The organism is Microbacterium testaceum (assembly GCF_001476655.1).
Lineage (GTDB): Bacteria > Actinomycetota > Actinomycetes > Actinomycetales > Microbacteriaceae > Microbacterium > Microbacterium testaceum_C.
This window is the reverse complement of the sequence record NZ_LDRT01000018.1, coordinates 12,038-27,801: the sequence shown is the minus strand read 5'-3', so window position 1 is coordinate 27,801 and position 15,764 is coordinate 12,038. Positions and strand designations below refer to the sequence as shown.

Genomic DNA, 15,764 nt, shown 5'->3' with positions numbered 1-15,764 from the left:
TGTTACCGCGCCTTGGCCATCAGGTCGGCGCGGGGATTCTCCTTCGGTTCGAGCTCATGGAAACGCTCGAGGGCCTCGCGGGCGGCGTCGTCGAGGTGCGCGGGGACCGCGACCTGGACTTCGGCGAGCAGGTCGCCGGTGCCCTTGGCGGTCTGGATGCCACGCCCCTTGACCCGCAGCACGCGCCCCGACGGGGTGCCCGGGGCGACACGCAGCCGCACCGGATCGCCGCCGAGGGTCGGGACCTCGATGGTCGCGCCGAGAGCGGCCTCGGTGAAGGTCACCGGGACCGTCAGCCGCAGGTTGAGGCCGTCACGGGTGAAGACCGGGTGCGGGCGCACCGCGACCGTCACGACGATGTCGCCGCTCTCACCGCCGTCCGGCGAGGGACGCCCCCGTCCGCGCAGACGGATCTTCTGCCCGTCCGACACGCCGGCCGGGATCTTCACCTTGAAGGGTGTGTTGTCCTCGCCCTGCAGGGTGATCGTCTCGCCCTTGGCTGCCGTGACGAAGTCGATCGTCGTGCGCGCCGTGACGTCGGCCCCGCGCTGGGGGCCGCCGAAGCCGCGGTATCCGCCCGTCGTCTGACCGAAGCGCCCGGAGCCGAAGCCCCCGCCGCCCTGCTGGTCGAACATCGAGAAGAAGTCCTCGAAGCCGGCGGGACCGCTCGTCGATCCCCCGCGCTGCTGACCGAAGCGACTGAAGACGTCGTCGAAACCGCCGCCGCCTCCCGCTCCCGGCGCGGAGAAGCGCGCCCCCGAGCCCATGGCCCGGATCTGGTCGTACTCCTCGCGCTGCTCCGGATCGTTGAGGACCGAGTAGGCCTCGCTGATCTCCTTGAACTTCGCTTCGGCCTTCGCGTCGCCCGGGTTCGAGTCGGGGTGGTACTGGCGCGCGAGCTTGCGGTACGTCTTCTTCAGATCGGCAGCGCTGACGCTCTTGTCGACACCGAGGACCTTGTAGAAGTCCTTGTCGAACCAGTCCTGACTCGCCATGCGTCCTCCTCCTAGGCCGGCACGGCCACGACGACCTTGGCCGGTCGCAGTTCGACCGAGCCGAGGCGGTAGCCGACCTCGACGACCTCGAGGATCGTCGTCTCGGTCACGCCCGGGGTCGGGGCCTGGAAGATCGCCTCGTGCTGCTGCGGGTCGAACACGTCGCCCACGGCGCCGTACGACACCACGCCGAGACGCTCGGCCACGGCCCGCACCTTGTCGCCGATCGCGGCGAGGGGGCTGCCCTCGACGAGATCGCCGTGCTTGGCCGCGCGGTCGAGGTCGTCCATGACGGGCAGCAGGCCCTTCACGGCCTCGCCCTTGGCCCGCTCGATCTCGCGCTCGCGCTGCTCCTCGGTGCGCCGACGGTAGTTGGCGTACTCGGCCTGCAGACGCTTGAGGTCGATCAGCAGCGAGGCTTCGCGGTCGGAACCGGCGTCTTCGGCTGCGGCCTCGGGCGTCTGCTCCGCGCCGAGGATGTCGTCGATGGTCAGGCCATCGGCATCCGGGGCCTGCTCTCCCGACGGCGCGGGGCCGGAGGTGTTCTCCTCCGGCCCCGTCTCGTCAGGACCGGCGCCCGAGCCCGTGGGCTGTTCGTCGTCCTTGTGTGCCATGTTCTCTGCTTACTTCTTGTTCTCGTCGGGGTTCTCGTCGTCGACGACCTCGGCGTCGATGACGTCTTCCTCGGGGTTCGGCGTCTCGCCGTTGCCGGGCTGACCCACGTTGGGGTCGGCGGACTCGCCCGCGGCCTGCGACGAGGCGTAGATGGCCTCACCGAGCTTGCCCTGGCTGGCGTTCAGCTTGTCGAACGCGGTCTTGACCGCGTCGTCGTCGTCACCGGCGAGAGCCGTCTTGAGCGCGTCGACGTCGCCCTGCACCTCGGTCTTGACCTCGGCGGGGAGCTTGTCCTCGTTCTCCTTGATCAGCTTCTCGATCGAGTACGACAGGGTCTCGGCCTGGTTGCGGGTCTCGGCGGACTCGCGGCGCTTCTTGTCTTCGGCCGCGTTCTCCTCGGCCTCGCGCACCATGCGCTCGATGTCTTCCTTCGGGAGCGACGAGCCGCCCGTGATGGTCATCGACTGCTCCTTGCCGGTGCCCTTGTCCTTGGCGGACACGTGCACGATGCCGTTCGCGTCGATGTCGAAGGTGACCTCGACCTGCGGGATGCCACGGGGAGCCGGAGCGATGCCGGTGAGCTCGAAGGTGCCGAGCGGCTTGTTGTCGCGGGTGAACTCGCGCTCGCCCTGGAAGACCTGGATCGCGACCGACGGCTGGTTGTCGTCGGCGGTGGTGAAGGTCTCGCTGCGCTTGGTCGGGATGGCCGTGTTGCGCTCGATGAGCTTGGTCATGATGCCGCCCTTGGTCTCGATACCGAGGCTCAGGGGGGTGACGTCGATGAGCAGGACGTCCTTGCGCTCGCCCTTGAGGACACCGGCCTGCAGGGCTGCGCCCACGGCCACGACCTCGTCGGGGTTCACACCCTTGTTGGCGTCCTTACCGGTCTCCTTCTTGACCAGCTCGGCGACCGCGGGCATGCGGGTCGAGCCGCCGACGAGCACCACGTGCGCGATGTCGTCGACCTTGACGCCGGCCTCGCGGATGACGTCGGAGAAGGGCTTGCGGGTGCGGTCGAGGAGGTCCTTGGTGAGGTCCTCGAACTTGGCGCGGGTGAGGGTCTCGCTGAGCGAGACGGGGCCCGAGTCGGTGAGCGACAGGTAGGGCAGGTTGACGGAGGTCGAGGTCGAGCTCGACAGCTCCTTCTTGGCCTGCTCGGCCGCTTCCTTGAGACGCTGCAGGGCGATCTTGTCGCCCGAGACGTCGACACCGGTCGTGTCCTTGAACTGCTTGATGAGGTAGTCGACGACGCGCTGGTCCCAGTCGTCTCCACCGAGGCGGTTGTCACCGGAGGTGGCGCGCACCTGGATGGTCGAGAAGTCGTCGTCCTTGCCCACCTCGAGCAGCGAGACGTCGAAGGTTCCGCCACCGAGGTCGAAGACCAGGATGAGCTCGTCTTCCTTGCCCTTGTCGAGGCCGTACGCGAGAGCGGCGGCGGTGGGCTCGTTGATGATGCGGAGCACGTTGAGGCCCGCGATCTCACCGGCCTCCTTGGTGGCCTGACGCTCGGCGTCGTTGAAGTAGGCGGGGACCGTGATGACCGCGTCGGTCACGCTGTCGCCCAGGTACTCCTCGGCGTCGCGCTTGAGCTTCTGCAGGATGCGGGCCGAGATCTCCTGCGGCGTCCACTTCTTGCCGTCGACGTCGAAGCTCCACGTGGTGCCCATGTGGCGCTTGACGCTCGAGATGGTGCGGTCGACGTTGGTGACGGCCTGGCGCTTGGCGGTCTCGCCGACGAGCACCTCGCCGTCCTTCGTGTAGGCGACGACCGAGGGGGTCGTACGGAAACCCTCGGCGTTGGCGATGACCTTGGGCTCGCCACCCTCGAGCACGCTCACGACGGAGTTGGTCGTACCGAGGTCGATTCCCACTGCACGGGGCATATGTGTCTCCTTGCTTGTGAGCCGGGCGGATGCCACGACTCGGGTTTGTCGAAGTCTGCGGCGGCTCGACCGGGGTTGAGCCGCGATGACTCAACGCTAGCGCAGACCTTCTGTGACGTCAAGAAGAGTTGATACGATTTGGCTCAACTTTCCGTCGAGGATGCAGGGAATCGCGCGACCGGGAATCGCCCGGCCGCGGCGGCGAAACGCTCGGCATCGCCGGCGCGGGCCGCCCGGAAGCCGTCGGTCGCCGTCGCGCCCGCGCCGACCTCGGCGACGCGCCCCTCGATCTCGGGAAAGACGGCGTCGCAGAACGCGTCGAGGTCAAGACCGTGCGCTTTCCCCGGCCCCGCCAGACCCGTGGCGACGGCGGGGGGAATGAGCTCGGTCACCGCGACCGGGGTGGCGGCGAGGGCATCGCGCAGCGTGACGGTCCAACTGTGCAGAGCGGCCTTCATCGCGCTGTAGACCGGGGCGAAGGGCTGCGGGGTGAAGGCGCCGCCAGAGGTGACGTTCACGATCTGCCCCGCCGGCGAGTGGAGCAGCGTCGACATGAGCAGGGTCGCGAGGTGCACGGGCGCCGAGAAGAGCAGATCGATCTCGCGTTGACGATCCGCCCACGGCGCCGCATCCTCGGCGACGCCGAGACGTCGCTGGATGCCGGCGTTGTTGACCAGGACGTCCACGGCCCCGAATCGCGAGGCGATGGCGTCGGCGAGCTCGTCGCGCCCCTCGGGGGCGGCGAGGTCGACGGGCACGGTCGCGACGCCCGCCACGAGGCTCGGCAGGGCGGCGAGCCGCGGCGACGGCCGCGCAGCCACGATGACGCGCGCACCCGTGTCGGCGTAACGACGAGCGAGGCCGAGACCGATCCCGGTCGTTCCGCCGGTGATGAGGACGCTTCTTTTTGTTGTCATGTCAACATCGTGGCGGATCTCATGTTTCCATGTCAACAGCAGGATAGGCTCGAAGAATGAGCCCCCGACTCGACGAGCGCGAGATGCAGCAGTGGATCGCCTGGAAGCGCGCGAGCGAGGCCGTCATGGCATCCGTCGTGTCGGCGATCACCGCACAGACGGGGCTGTCGAGCGCCGACTTCTCGGTGCTGACGCGGGTGGTCGAACAAGGCCACGGGAGCATCCGGCAGCAGCGCCTGTCCGACGACCTCGACTGGGAGCGCAGCCGTCTGTCGCGGCAGCTCTCTCGCATGGAGGACCGCGGCCTGGTGAGACGGGAGGGCGACACCGCCGCGCGCCGCATCACCGCCACCGCTCGCGGGCGCGAACTGGTCGCCGCCGCACGCGAGGCCCACGCCGCCGCGGTGCGGCACGCGCTGCTCGATGTCGCTGCGGCGGACGCCCCGTTCTGGCCGACCGTCGACGCCCTCGGCGGTCCGAGGCCGTAGCCGAGGAGACGAGCGTCGGGGGTCGCCGGATCCCCACACCGGCTCGCCGGCCCCGCGACCCGTAGGCCGTTGCGGCCGTGCTCCCGCAGGACGGACGCACAGCCCGCCGGCACGCGCGCAGCGGCGTCAGTCGCGGTCGCGATCGCGGCGCTGCGGACGATCGCTGCGCTTGGCCGAACGCCCGCCCTGGTCGAGGCGCAGGTCGATGAGCTGGCCCGAGATGCGGGTGTCGGCGAGGCGGTCGATCGTGTCGCGCGAGAGGTCGGCGGGCAGCTCGACGAGCGAGAAGTCCTGGCGGATCTGGATCGCGCCGAAGTCGTTGCGGCGCAGACCGCCCTCGTTCGCGAGCGCACCGACGATCTGACGCGGCTCGACGCGCTGCCGGCGGCCCACCGCGATGCGGTACGTCGCGAAACGCCCACCGCTGCTGCGGCGGTCGCCTCCTTCGCGCGGCTCGCGCGCCGGGCGGTCCGCGCGGTCGCGGTCGAACCGCGGCTGCCGGATCGTCTCCTCCTCGAGCAGCAGCGGCGTGTCGCCCTGCGCCACCACGGCGAGCGCCGCGGCCACGTCAGCCTCGGGAACGTCGTGGTGCGCGACGTAGTGGGCGACGACGTCGCGGAACGTCGCGATCGCGGCGGTGTCCTCGAGGGCGGTGGTGATCGCGTCATCGAAGCGGGTGAGGCGCGTGGCGTTGACGTCGTCGACGCTCGGCAGCGACATCTCGGTGAGCGGCTGGCGCGTGGCCTTCTCGATCGCGGTGAGCATGCGGCGCTCGCGCGGGGTCACGAAGCTGATCGCGTCGCCCGTCCGGCCGGCGCGGCCGGTGCGCCCGATGCGGTGCACGTACGACTCGGTGTCGATCGGCAGGTCGTAGTTGACGACGTGGCTGATGCGCTCGACGTCGAGGCCGCGCGCGGCGACGTCGGTCGCGACGAGGATGTCGAGCTTGCCCGACTTCAGCTGGTTGACCGTGCGCTCGCGCTGCACCTGGGCGATGTCGCCGTTGATCGCGGCGGCGGTGTACCCGCGGGCGCGCAGCTTCTCGGCGACCGTTTCGGTCTCGTTCTTCGTGCGGGTGAAGACGATCATGCCCTCGAAGTTCTCGACCTCGAGGATGCGCGTGAGCGCGTCGATCTTCTGCTGATACGACACCACGAGGTACCGCTGCGTGATGTTCGCCGAGGTCGTGGTCTTGGTCTTGACCGTGATCTCTTCGGGGTCGTTGAGGTACTGCGCCGAGATGCGGCGGATCTGCGCCGGCATGGTCGCCGAGAACAGGGCGACCTGCTTGGTCGAGGGGGTGTCGGCGAGGATCGTCTCGACGTCTTCGGCGAAGCCCATCTTGAGCATCTCGTCGGCCTCGTCGAGCACGAGGAACTTCAGCTCGCTGAGGTCGAGGGTGCCCTTGTCGAGGTGGTCCATGATGCGACCGGGCGTGCCCACGATCACGTCGACGCCGCGGCGCAGAGCCGACAGCTGCTGGCCGTAGCCCTGACCGCCGTAGACGGGGAGCACCGAGACGCCCTTGATGTGCGCCGCGTATTTCTCGAAGGCCTCGCACACCTGCAGCGCGAGCTCGCGAGTGGGGGCGAGCACGAGCGCCTGCGGGTTCTTGTGGCCGGTCTCCATCTGAGACAGCACGGGCAGCGCGAAGGCCGCGGTCTTACCGGTTCCGGTCTGGGCCAGGCCGACGACGTCGCGCCCCTGCAGCAGCACGGGGATGGTGGCGGCCTGGATGGCCGAGGGGGTCTCGTAGCCGACGTCCTTCAGGGCCTTGAGCACGTTGGCATCCAGACCCAGATCGGCGAAAGTGAGCTTTTCGGGAGTGGTCTCGGCCTCAGCGGAGTCGACGGGGTTTTCGGATGCCATGACTCCACGGTAGTCCGCTCCGCTGTCCCGCGCGGGCCTGAGGATAACCTGAACGCGCGCGCCGACGTCGGCGCGGTGAGAACCCGGGATCACCGGGCGTTCATCGGAGGGCCTTACCGTGACCGACATGCCGCACCCCGCGCCGACTCCCTCCTCCGCCTCCCTGCCGACCGAGGGCCGTCGCCCGGTGCTCGCCTGGGCGCTCTGGGACTGGGGATCGGCGGCGTTCAACGCCGTCGTGACGACCTTCGTGTTCAGCACCTACCTGTCCAGTCAGCTCTTCGTCGACCCGGCGATCATCGCCGCAGCGAACGGCGACGACAAGGATCCCGCGCTCGTCCGCGCCCTCGCCGAGAACGCCAGCCTCGTCGGCCTGGCCCTGATGTTCGCGGGAATCGTCGTGGCGCTCGTCGCCCCCGTGCTGGGCCAGCGCTCCGACGGAACCGGACGCCGCAAACTCTGGCTCGGAGTGAACACGGGCCTCGTCGTGCTGGCGATGGCCGCGATGGTGTTCGTAGAGGGCACCCCCGGTTACCTCGTGCTCGGCGCGACGTTGCTCGCGGTCGGCAACGTCTTCTTCGAGTTCGCGAGCGTCAACTACTACGCGATGCTCACCCAGGTCTCGACGCGCGAGAACATCGGACGCGTGTCGGGCTTCGGCTGGGGCATGGGGTACGTGGGCGGCATCGTGCTCCTGGTCCTGTTGCTCGTGCTGTTCATCCAGAGCTTCGGGAATCCGGATGCCGGTGGCCTGCTCGCCGTGTCGAAGGACGGTGGGCTGAACATCCGGCTCGCCGTCCTGGCATCCGCCGTCTGGTACGGAGTGTTCGCGATCCCGGTGCTGGTCCGCGTCCCGGAGATCCCGGCGCAACGGCGCGAGGTGCGCGTCGGCTTCTTCCGCTCGTACGCGGTGCTGTGGAACACGCTGCGCTCGCTGTGGCGCGACAGCCGCCAGGTGCTGCTCTTCCTCGTCGCGAGCGCCGTGTTCCGCGACGGCCTGACCGGCGTCTTCACCTTCGGCGCGATCATCGCGGCGCAGGTCTTCGGCTTCACGTCGACCGAGGTGCTCTACTTCGCAGTCGCGGCCAACGTCGTGGCCGGGGTGAGCACGTTCCTCGCCGGCCGCCTCGACGACCGCTTCGGCCCGAAGCGTGTGATCACGGTGTCGCTGATCGGTCTCATCGCCCTCGGCAGCGTGATCCTCTTCATCGGCACGTCGGTGCCGGCCTTCTGGGTGGCCGGTCTCGCGCTCGGGATGTTCGTGGGCCCGGTGCAGTCCGCGAGCCGGTCGTTCCTCGCCCGGGTCGCGCCGGAGGGCCGCGAGGGCGAGATCTTCGGCCTCTACGCGACGACCGGCCGCGCGGTGTCATTCCTCGCCCCCGGCCTGTTCACGCTGTTCGTCGGCCTCACAGGCGACACGAGGCTCGGCATCCTGGGCATCGTCCTGATCCTCGCGGTGGGTCTCGTGCTGGTGCTGCCGGTGAAGGCGAAGCCGGCCGCGATCGTCTGAGGCGGGTGGCGCGGCCGGGCGGCGCGGCCGGGCCGGGCGCGGCGCTCGGCCCGGGCGAAACTCCTGATTCTTCGGCGCCACATCCCTCGACACCCGCGTGCTCTCGCGCGCGAGGTGGGCGGATCGCGCCGTTTTTCAGGAGTTTCGCCCGCGCTGCGAGGACGACCCCGGATGCCGCGGACTCAGTCGCGCGGCCACGCCTCAGCGAACTTGGCCAGCAGACGCGCGAGGTCGGCGCGCTCGGCCTCGGTGAATGACTCGAGCGCGGAGCGCACGGCATCCCGTCGCCGACCCCGGAAACTCGAGATCAGCTTCTCGCCCTCGGGGGTGAGGCGCACGCGCGTGCGGCGCGCGTCGTCGGGATCGGGCTCGCGGGCGACGAGACCCATCTGCGTCGACTGCTGCACGAGCCGCGAGGCGCGCGGCTGATCCACACCCACCGCCTCGGCGATCTCGCTGACGGACAGGGCATCGGATGCCGCGACCAGCGCATCGAGCAGGCGCAGGCGCGCGGGCCCACCGAAGCGTCCGTGCGAGGCGTCCGCCCACGGCGGCGCCCCTCTCCCCCAGGGGCCGCCGTGCCCGCGCGGGTGATGGTGCTCATCGGGGCCGAAGGGCGGCCGCGGGCGTCGACCGCGCAGCTTCGCGAGGGCGGCGGCGATGTCGTCGGCGGGATCGGAGGTCACGGAGAGATTTTACATGTCGCTTGACAAGCATCTGGAATACATGTCACAGTACATTCGTTGTCACATGACATACATCGGCGGATCTCCCGCCCACGAAAGGACACCCCATGAACACCTCTTCTTCTTCTCTTGATGCCGGCAGCCTCGCCCACCGCCTGAACGCGGTCGGCCATGCGCTGCACCACCGCCTGTTCGAGCAGCTCCGTGCGAACGACCTCGACCCTCGGACCATCGCGATCCTCAGCGTCATCGACGGCCGCCTCGACGCCCCCTGGGTGAGCGACCGCATCGCCCGCGGCGGAAAGCGCGTCGCGGCCCTCGCCGAGCGCGGCTGGATCACCCGGGCCGACGACGCCTGGACGCTCACCGACGAGGGTCGCGCGATCCTCGACCGGGTCGACGCCGATCGCGCGTCGATCCTCGCCGACCTCCCCGCCGACCAGCTGGCCCAGCTCAGCGCCTCGCTCGATGCCGTCGCGGACGCCCTCGGCCTGGATGCCCGTGGGACGGATGCCATGGGCGCCGGGCCGCGCGGATCCCGCGGCGGACGCGGCGGGTTCGGTCCCGAGTTCGGCCCCGGGTTCGGTCCCGGGTTCGGTCCCGGGTTCGGTCCCGGGTTCGGTCCCGGGTTCGGTCGGGGCTTCGGCCCGGGGTTCGGCCCGGGCTCCGGTCATGGATTCGGGGCGGGTTTCGGCCCGGGATTCCGCGGGCGCCGCGAGCGCGACGGGTTCGAGCACGGCCGGCGCAACGGGTTCGGGCGCGACGAGCACGGCCACGGCGGGCACGGCGGATTCGAGCACGGACACGGCCGGGACGGCGGATTCGGGCACGGCGAGCACGGCCACGGCCGGCGCAACGGGTTCGGGCGCGACGAGCACGGCCACGGCGGTTCTCACCGCGCCCACCGTGCGGCGCAGCGCGCCTTCGAGCGCGGCTTCGACGCCGGGTTCCTCCGCGGCCGGGAGGCGTCGGCATCCGGTGAGCCCTCGGCATCCGAATGATCACCGATAAACGCTCTCTGCGACCGGAAACACGTGGACATCGTGTTTCTGCGCACGGATCGCGTTTATGGCGCGGCGGACACCGCGAAACGAACAGCCCCACCGAGTTCGACTCGATGGGGCTGTTCGCGTGCGGGTCAGCGCCCGGCGGAACCTGCGTCGGTCGCGCCGACGTCGGTGCGGTGGAAGTTCAGCGCGGAGCGCGAGGCCGTCGGGCCCCGCTGGCCCTGGTACCGGTTGCCGTAGGGGCCGGAGCCGTACGGGTTCTCGGCCGGGGAAGTCAGGCGGAAGTAGCAGACCTGCCCGATCTTCATGCCCGGCCAGAGCTTGATCGGCAGGGTCGCGACGTTGGAGAGCTCGAGCGTGACATGACCGGAGAAGCCCGGGTCGATGAAGCCGGCCGTGGAGTGCGTGAGCAGGCCGAGACGCCCGAGCGACGACTTGCCTTCGAGGCGCGCGGCGACGTCGTCGGGCAGCGAGACCCGCTCGAAGGTGGAGCCGAGGGCGAACTCGCCCGGGTGGAGGATGAACGGCTCGTCGGGCTCGACCTCGATGAGACGGGTCAGCTCGGGCTGGTCTTCGGCCGGGTCGATGAAGGGGTACTTGTGGTTGTCGAACAACCGGAAGTAACGGTCGAGGCGCACGTCGACGCTCGACGGCTGGACCATGGCCGGGTCGAAGGGATCGAGCCCCAGGCGTCCGGAGGCGAGTTCGGCTCGGATGTCGCGATCGGAGAGCAGCACGAGGCCAGCCTAGAGCGCGGGGTCCGACCGTGTCGCCGGGTGACGCGCCCGCCGCGGCGACCGTGTCGCCGGGTGACGCGCCCGCCGCGGCGAGACCGCATCCGTTTGCGGAGACCGCATCCGTTGGGCCCAGAAAGAGTGCGTCCTCGCGAATCACCTGCGGTTTCGGCGAGGGATGCCATGCGACGCCGCCGGCGCGCGACGCAGACGCTGTTATGCTGGCGGGGTTGCCGCGAGGCATCCGGGGCTGTAGTTCAATGGCAGAACTTCTGCTTCCCAAGCAGACAGCGCGGGTTCGATTCCCGTCAGCCCCTCAGAAGCCCTCACGGGCGGCGCAGGCCGTTCGGGAGGGCTTTCGTGTTGCTGCGAATCGAAGCCTTGGGTGGGCCCACGCCGCCGGAGGCTCCGCGCGCTGCGGAGCGGCGCGCAGAGGGGCGCGTGGGGACAACTCCCGTCAGCCCCTCAAGAGGCCCGACTCACCGCCGCAGGCGGGGTGGCGGGCCTTTCGCGTGAGTGCCGTATGAACCGATCCCGCGGGCGGGGCGGCATCCCGCACGGGTCGCCCTCCTCTTCTCGCGATGTCGGACCCCCGCGCTACCCTCCGAACACACCCCGCACGAGGAGGCGCCCGTGGCCGACCCACCCGAACTCACCGTCGCCGACGCCGATCACTGGCGCGCATGGCTCGATGCGAACGAGAGCACGAGCGACGGCGTCTGGCTCGTCCTGGCGAAGAAGGGCACGACCGAGCCGACGTCGCTCACCTACGCCGAGGCCCTCGATGAGGCCCTCTGCAGTGGATGGATCGACGGGCGCAAACAGTCTCGGGATGCCGCGACCTTCCGCCAGCACTTCACCCCGCGGCGCGCGCGGTCGATGTGGTCCACGCGCAACGTCGACATCGTGGCTCGGCTCATCGAGGCGGGGCGCATGCGTCCGCGTGGTGCCGACGAGATCGCTCGCGCGCAGGCCGACGGGCGGTGGGACCGCGCGTACGCGGGGTCCGCGACGATCGAGGTCCCGCCCGATCTGCGGTCAGCCCTGGATGCCGATCCCGCGGCGGCCCGCGCCTTCGAAGCGTTGAACAAGTCCGAGCGCTACTCCGTGCTGCACCCCGTGGTCACCGCGACGAGCGATGCCCTGCGCGCCAAGCGCATCGCCGCGCACGTCGCCCGGCTCGCGGCATCCGTCGATCCGGTGAGCTGATACAGGCTCCCTGCCGTCACACCGCACACGATCGCCGAGACCGCACGCGTCGGCACGCCAGAGCATGCGGTCTCGGCAGACACATGCGGCCCCGGCAGACACATGCGGCCGGGCAGACACATGCGGCCCCGGCAGACACGTGCGGCCCCGGCGGACACGTGCGGTCTCGCGGGACGGATGCCGCGCCCCCACCCGCGCGACCCGTGACGGCCGTCCACCGCTCACCCCGTCGACCCCCGCACCATCAGCCGCGTCGGCAGCTCGATCGTCGGCAGCTCGATCGTCGTCGGCTCCGCCGCCGGCGGCTGTACGAGAAGCTCCACCGCGGCCGCCGCCATCTCGCGGATCGGCTGACGCACCGTCGTCAGGGCGGGGCGCAGCCAGCGGGCGCCGCGGACGTCATCGAAGCCCACCACCCGCACGTCGTCGGGGATGCGCAGCCCGAGGTCGGCCACGGCCGCGTACACGCCGGCCGCCATCTCGTCGGAGCACGCGAAGATCCCGACGGGACCGTCGCCGGGCAGCTCCGGCAGGACCGTCTGGACCACACGCCGGGCACCGCCCGCGGTCCAGCCGGTCGCGACGCGGCGGAGCACGGCATCCGGGGCGCTCTCCGCGAGGGCCGCGCCGAAACCCTCGACGCGCGCACGACCCCAGCGATACGAGGGCGCTCCGTCGACCACGACGAAACGCCGCGCGCCGCGGTCGAGCAGGTGCCGCGCGGCATCGGCGCCGCCCGCGCGGTCGGTCGTGCGGACGTTCGGGAGCGGGACGCGCGACTCCGACGAGGGCTCGAACAGCACGAGCGGGATGGCGGCGGCCTCGAGCATCGCGAGCTGGCGGGCCGTCGGGACGTTCAGCCCCAGCACCACGCCGCCCGAGCCGCGCGCCGCGATGCGCGCGGGCCAGTCGTCGGCCGGGTCGTCGCGCTCGGCGGTCAGGACCAGGTCGTAGCCGAGACGCGTCGCGGCCTCGCGCGCGCCGACTACCACCTCTTCGCTGTACGGACCGTCGTAGCGCCCCATCACGAGGTCGATGAGTCGCGCGGTTCCGGCGCGCGAACGGCCGGGCCCGGCACCTCCGTATCCGATCGCCGCCGCCGCCGCGCGCACGCGGGCACGGGTCGTCGGCGAGATCTCACCGCGATCGCGCAGCACCCGCGACACCGTCGCGATGCTCACGCCCGCTGCGTCCGCGACCTGGGCGAGGGTAGGACGGGACACGACCCCAGTGTGTCGGATGCCGCGCACTTTTGCGCAAAAGTTCCCACTCAGCCGCGGAGCCCGTGGGAGGGTGGCATCCATCCACGACGAGGAGGACGCGTGAGCCATCGACGAGCACTGGTCGTCCGCGGCGGTTGGGACGGTCACCACCCGGTCGAGGCCACCGAACTGTTCCTTCCGTTCCTGCGCGAGAACGGCTTCGATGTCTGTGTCAGCGAGACGAACGAGGTCTACGGCGACGCCGACGAGATGGCTGCGACCGACCTCGTGCTGCAGTGCGTCACGATGTCGGAGATCTCGCGCGAGGCTCTCGCGGGCCTCCGCGCCGCCGTCGAGAACGGCACGGGCCTGGCCGGGTGGCACGGGGGCATCGCGGACTCGTATCGCGCCTCGTCCGACTATCTGCAGCTCGTCGGCGGACAGTTCGCCACGCATCCGGGTCGGCATCCGGATGAGCGACCGGGCACCGAGGAGGACAACTACCTCCCCTACCGCGTCGAGCTCACCGACCTCGGTCGCGTGCACGAGATCACCACGGGCCTCGACGACTTCGAGCTCGACACCGAGCAGTACTGGGTCTTGACCGACGAGCTGAACGACGTGCTGGCCACCACCACGCACCCCGTGCAGCCGTACCACCCGTGGCACCGCCCTCTCGTGTCGCCGGCCGTCTGGACCCGCGAATGGGGAGCGGGACGCGTCTTCGTCGCGACCCCGGGCCACACCCCCGACGTCCTCCGGGATCCGTCGGTGCGCACCATCATCGAAAGGGGACTGCTGTGGGCCAGCCGCACGGTATCGGAATAATCGGACTCGGCGTCATCTCGGCGCAGTACCTCGCCACTCTCGGCGCGCACCCCGACGTGCGGATCGTGGCGACCGCCGATCTCGACCGCTCACGCGCCGAGGAGGTCGCGGAAAGGCTCACCGGATGCCGAGCCCTGAGCGTCGACGACCTCGTCGCCGACCCGGCGGTGCAGACCGTCCTGAACCTCACGGTTCCCTCCGCGCATGCCGAGATCGCCTCGAAAGCTCTCGCCGCGGGCAAGGATGTCTTCGGGGAGAAGCCGCTCGCGGCGACCCTCGCGGACGCGCAGCGCGTCGTCGCGGCGCGCGGCGAGGCGTGGCTCGGGTGCGCCCCCGACACGGTGCTCGGCACGGGCGTCCAGACGGCGCGCGCCGCCCTCGAGGGCGGGGCCATCGGGCGAGCGGTGGCGGCGACGGCGACCTGGGTGTCCGCGGGCCACGAGGCGTGGCATCCGCATCCCGATTTCTACTACCGCGAGGGCGGCGGACCGCTGCTGGACATGGGACCGTACTACCTCACGACGCTCTTCCACCTGCTCGGACCCGTCGCCCGGGTGTCGGGAGCGTCGTCGCGACCACGAGACACGCGGACCATCGCGACCGGACCGCGAGCGGGAGAAGTCATCCCGGTCGAGGTCGACACCCACGTCACGGGGGTGCTCGAGCACGTCGACGGTGCGGTGTCGACGGTGACCTTCAGCTTCGACGCGCCGGTCAGCGATGCCTCCCCGATCGAGGTCTACGGCGAGACGGGCACCCTGTCGGTCCCCGACCCCAACCTTTTCGACGGCGAGGTGCGCGTGCGCACCGGCCGCCAGGACGAGTGGCACGCGGTGACCGGGAGCGCCGGCTACGACCACGCGGGCCGGGGGATCGGCATCCTGGATCGCGTCCGAACGGGGTCGGACCGCACCGACGCGACGATCGCGCTGCACGTCCTCGAGGTGATGACGGCACTGCAGGAGTCGGCTCGCACCGGCTCCCGTGTCGAGATCGAGACGCGGCCGGTGCCCCCGCCCGTGGTTCCCTTCACCGCCGAAGCGGAGTGGCGCACACGCGCCTGACGACGAGCGGTCAGCGCGGGTCTGCGCTGCGTGTGCGGAACCACAGCGTCAGTTCGCGCAAAGCTCGGGCCGTGATGGTGCCGTCGTCGGAATCCAGGTCGTCGAAGGAGTCGCGGAATCCCTCCGGTGCCGCATTCTGCGGCATCTTCAGCGACTCGTAGCCCATCGTCCAGTCGGCGAACCGCCGCTGCTCGATCTCCTCGTCGACGAGGACGCGCATGTCGCGATGACGCGGATCACGGCGGATCCGGTCGATGAGCTCACGGACGAGAGACTCGGGGCCTTCGAGAACCTGCAGGAAGCGGTTGCCGCGGAACAGCAGCATGCCCGACAGGTCGCGTGAGAGATTGGCCGCACGGCTCGACGCGAGGAGTTCGTCGAGTTCTCGTTCGCCGAAATCCGACGCCGCGGTGCTGGAGTAGGTCACCGATCGCAGGGCCTCGGCCATCACTGCACCACCGACCCGGGAATCTCGCGGTCGGTGCGCACCTGACGCAGGACGACCTCCTCCTCCCGCCGAGAGGGCGGGAGGGCGTCATCCGTGGCGGAGGTGACAGCCGCCATCCCCGCGACGAGCGTGGGAAAACGCCCGACCAGGCGGGAACGTCCGTTGTAAGCGAGGTAACTGCCGTCGGCCTCACGGTCGAGGTAGCCCAGGAACACGCCGTTGCGGCTGCCCACGTGGAAGCCCTCTTCGACGCGCGCCCAGACCACTCCGGCACCGGGGCGGTTCGTGTCGGTCATGTCGAGGCTCCTC

Annotated in this window: 16 protein-coding genes and 1 tRNA gene; 7 read left to right on the top strand and 10 right to left on the bottom strand. The window is 70.5% G+C overall.

Annotation, left to right across the window (positions count from 1 at the left end):
• Nucleotides 1-2 precede the first annotated feature (2 nt).
• The 4 genes from NS220_RS03370 to NS220_RS03355 form a co-directional block, all read right to left on the bottom strand.
• On the bottom strand, nucleotides 3-995 hold the full coding sequence (locus NS220_RS03370) for a DnaJ C-terminal domain-containing protein (protein WP_058622692.1): 993 nt from the start codon (nucleotides 993-995) through the stop codon (nucleotides 3-5).
• 11 nt (nucleotides 996-1,006) lie between these two features.
• Nucleotides 1,007-1,609 carry a nucleotide exchange factor GrpE gene (locus tag NS220_RS03365; RefSeq protein WP_058622691.1) on the bottom strand — a complete coding sequence of 201 codons (603 nt, stop codon included), beginning with the start codon at nucleotides 1,607-1,609 and terminating at the stop codon, nucleotides 1,007-1,009.
• Nucleotides 1,610-1,618: 9 nt separating this feature from the next.
• A complete protein-coding gene (gene dnaK / locus NS220_RS03360) occupies nucleotides 1,619-3,493 on the bottom strand; it encodes a molecular chaperone DnaK (protein ID WP_058622690.1) in 1,875 nt (624 codons plus the stop codon).
• Nucleotides 3,494-3,636: 143 nt separating this feature from the next.
• Nucleotides 3,637-4,410 (bottom strand): SDR family NAD(P)-dependent oxidoreductase, encoded by a 774-nt coding sequence (locus NS220_RS03355; RefSeq protein ID WP_058622689.1) that lies wholly within the window; start codon nucleotides 4,408-4,410, stop codon nucleotides 3,637-3,639.
• 56 nt (nucleotides 4,411-4,466) lie between these two features.
• On the opposite strand from NS220_RS03355, the gene NS220_RS03350 reads away from it, so the two are divergent.
• The gene (locus NS220_RS03350) at nucleotides 4,467-4,898 is read left to right on the top strand and encodes a MarR family winged helix-turn-helix transcriptional regulator (protein ID WP_058622688.1); all 432 of its coding nucleotides are present in this window, start codon (nucleotides 4,467-4,469) and stop codon (nucleotides 4,896-4,898) included.
• Between the two features lie 126 nt (nucleotides 4,899-5,024).
• Here the strand turns inward: NS220_RS03350 and NS220_RS03345 are convergent, their stop codons facing one another.
• A complete protein-coding gene (locus tag NS220_RS03345) occupies nucleotides 5,025-6,767 on the bottom strand; it encodes a DEAD/DEAH box helicase (protein ID WP_058622687.1) in 1,743 nt (580 codons plus the stop codon).
• Between the two features lie 127 nt (nucleotides 6,768-6,894).
• Here NS220_RS03345 and NS220_RS03340 point away from each other — a divergent pair, with 127 nt between their 5' ends.
• Entirely contained in the window at nucleotides 6,895-8,277 is a 1,383-nt protein-coding gene (locus NS220_RS03340) for an MFS transporter (RefSeq protein ID WP_058622717.1), read from the top strand.
• A gap of 182 nt (nucleotides 8,278-8,459) precedes the next feature.
• Here NS220_RS03340 and NS220_RS20515 read toward each other — a convergent pair whose 3' ends face one another.
• Nucleotides 8,460-8,963: a MarR family winged helix-turn-helix transcriptional regulator gene (locus NS220_RS20515; RefSeq protein WP_081322961.1), complete on the bottom strand. Its 504-nt coding sequence runs from the start codon at nucleotides 8,961-8,963 to the stop codon at nucleotides 8,460-8,462.
• A 107-nt stretch (nucleotides 8,964-9,070) separates the two neighbouring features.
• On the opposite strand from NS220_RS20515, the gene NS220_RS19985 reads away from it, so the two are divergent.
• Nucleotides 9,071-9,964, top strand: coding sequence for a hypothetical protein (locus NS220_RS19985; protein WP_081322960.1), 894 nt, complete (start codon nucleotides 9,071-9,073; stop codon nucleotides 9,962-9,964).
• A 137-nt stretch (nucleotides 9,965-10,101) separates the two neighbouring features.
• Here the strand turns inward: NS220_RS19985 and dcd are convergent, their stop codons facing one another.
• A complete protein-coding gene (dcd, locus tag NS220_RS03325; RefSeq protein WP_058622686.1) occupies nucleotides 10,102-10,707 on the bottom strand; it encodes a dCTP deaminase in 606 nt (201 codons plus the stop codon).
• 243 nt (nucleotides 10,708-10,950) lie between these two features.
• Here dcd and NS220_RS03320 point away from each other — a divergent pair.
• A tRNA-Gly gene (locus tag NS220_RS03320) sits at nucleotides 10,951-11,021 on the top strand.
• A gap of 316 nt (nucleotides 11,022-11,337) precedes the next feature.
• Nucleotides 11,338-11,913, top strand: a complete 576-nt coding sequence (locus NS220_RS03315) for a YdeI/OmpD-associated family protein (RefSeq protein WP_058622685.1) — start codon at nucleotides 11,338-11,340, stop codon at nucleotides 11,911-11,913.
• A gap of 221 nt (nucleotides 11,914-12,134) precedes the next feature.
• Here the strand turns inward: NS220_RS03315 and NS220_RS03310 are convergent, their stop codons facing one another.
• Nucleotides 12,135-13,136: a LacI family DNA-binding transcriptional regulator gene (locus tag NS220_RS03310; RefSeq protein WP_058622684.1), complete on the bottom strand. Its 1,002-nt coding sequence runs from the start codon at nucleotides 13,134-13,136 to the stop codon at nucleotides 12,135-12,137.
• Between the two features lie 99 nt (nucleotides 13,137-13,235).
• Between NS220_RS03310 and NS220_RS03305 the strand changes: the two genes are divergently transcribed.
• Both NS220_RS03305 and NS220_RS03300 read left to right on the top strand, forming a co-directional pair.
• A complete protein-coding gene (locus NS220_RS03305; RefSeq protein ID WP_058622683.1) occupies nucleotides 13,236-13,943 on the top strand; it encodes a ThuA domain-containing protein in 708 nt (235 codons plus the stop codon).
• Nucleotides 13,916-15,007, top strand: a complete 1,092-nt coding sequence (locus tag NS220_RS03300) for a Gfo/Idh/MocA family protein (RefSeq protein WP_058622682.1) — start codon at nucleotides 13,916-13,918, stop codon at nucleotides 15,005-15,007. Before NS220_RS03305 ends, NS220_RS03300 begins: the two co-directional genes overlap by 28 nt.
• A 10-nt stretch (nucleotides 15,008-15,017) precedes the next feature.
• Here NS220_RS03300 and NS220_RS03295 read toward each other — a convergent pair whose 3' ends face one another.
• Together NS220_RS03295 and NS220_RS03290 are read right to left on the bottom strand one after the other, a co-directional pair.
• Nucleotides 15,018-15,455, bottom strand: coding sequence for a BLUF domain-containing protein (locus NS220_RS03295; protein WP_058622681.1), 438 nt, complete (start codon nucleotides 15,453-15,455; stop codon nucleotides 15,018-15,020).
• Complete coding sequence (locus NS220_RS03290) at nucleotides 15,455-15,751, bottom strand: hypothetical protein (RefSeq protein ID WP_193755260.1); 297 nt, start codon at nucleotides 15,749-15,751, stop codon at nucleotides 15,455-15,457. Before NS220_RS03290 ends, NS220_RS03295 begins: the two co-directional genes overlap by 1 nt.
• Between the last annotated feature and the right edge of the window lie 13 nt (nucleotides 15,752-15,764).